This window comes from Bacillus sp. Au-Bac7 (assembly GCF_021341655.1).
Classification (GTDB): Bacteria; Bacillota; Bacilli; order Bacillales; family Cytobacillaceae; genus Niallia.
In genome coordinates this window covers 1-1,404 of sequence record NZ_JAJTTG010000045.1, presented here as the reverse complement: position 1 = coordinate 1,404, position 1,404 = coordinate 1, and the positions used below count along the sequence as shown (strand labels likewise).

General features: G+C 37.6%; 2 protein-coding genes. Both read left to right on the top strand.

Annotated elements, in window-relative coordinates:
* Nucleotides 1-568 (top strand): flagellin (locus LXM54_RS27625; protein WP_233319549.1); only part of this gene is annotated, 568 nt, incomplete at its 5' end.
* A gap of 272 nt (nucleotides 569-840) precedes the next feature.
* On the top strand, nucleotides 841-1,404 hold a 564-nt coding region (locus LXM54_RS27620), incomplete at its 3' end, for a flagellin N-terminal helical domain-containing protein (protein WP_233319547.1).

Below are 1,404 nucleotides of genomic sequence, written 5' to 3'. Positions count from 1 at the left end.
CGAAACACATGCAATTCTACAACGTATGCGTGAGCTAGCTGTACAAGGTGGTAACGATACAAACACTACTGATGACAGAACGCAAATCCAAACAGAAATTGATCAATTGAAAAATGAAATCGATCGTATTTCAGAAACAACAGAATTTAATACTCAAAACTTACTAGATGGTACATTCACAGCAACGCTACAAGTAGGAGCAAATGATGGACAAACTATCAGTTTCTCTATCAGTGCAATGGACAGCGCTAACTTAACAGTTGATGCACTAAGTGTAACGGATAATGCTGCTGCAAGTACTTCTATCGATAAATTGGACACAGCAATTAAAGCAGTATCAACACAACGCTCAAATTTAGGGGCATTGCAAAATCGTTTAGAACACACGATTACAAACTTGGATACATCATCTGAAAACTTGACAGCAGCTGAATCTCGCGTTCGTGACGTAGACATGGCGAAAGAAATGATGACTCAAACGAAGAACTCTATTCTTGCACAAGCGGCTCAATCAATGCTTGCACAAGCAAACCAACAGCCGCAAGGTGTGTTGCAATTACTTCAATAATTTTAGAAAAAGGATTGCTTAGTTATAGGCAATCCTTTTTTATTTCTATTAATAGCTAAACCTTTTAAGGTTATGATTTGTCGAAAAAGATAGCTATAAATGCAACAAGTTTTCCATTATACCAATAAGAAACAATTTAAAATAAAAAAAGGGTTAAATAACAAATTGTTTTGCCGATATATATAGTAGAGCAGGGAGAGCATATTTTCCCTGAGTCTAAATTAGAACGTCCACAAGGATGTGGACACAAAATTCAAGGAGGAAAAATTACAATGAGAATTAACCACAATATTGCTGCATTAAACACTTATCGTCAATTGAGCTCTGCAACAACTGCTCAATCTAAATCAATGGAGAAATTGTCTTCAGGTCAACGTATCAACCGTGCTGGTGATGACGCTGCTGGTCTAGCAATCTCTGAAAAAATGCGTGGACAAATCCGTGGATTGGATGCAGCATCACGTAACTCACAAGACGGTATCTCTTTAATCCAAACAGCTGAAGGTGCATTAAACGAAACACACGCAATCCTACAACGTATGCGTGAGTTAGCTGTACAAGGTGGTAACGATACAAATACTACTGACGACAGAACACAAATCCAAACAGAACTTGATCAATTGAAAGAAGAAATTGATCGTATCTCTGATACAACTGAGTTCAACACGCAAAACCTATTAGATGGTAACTTTACTGCAACACTACAAGTAGGAGCAAATGATGGCCAAACTATCAGCTTCTCTATTAGTGCAATGGACAGTACAGCATTAACAGTTGATGCACTAAGTGTAACAGATAATGCTGCTGCGAGTACTTCTATTGGTCAATTAGATGAT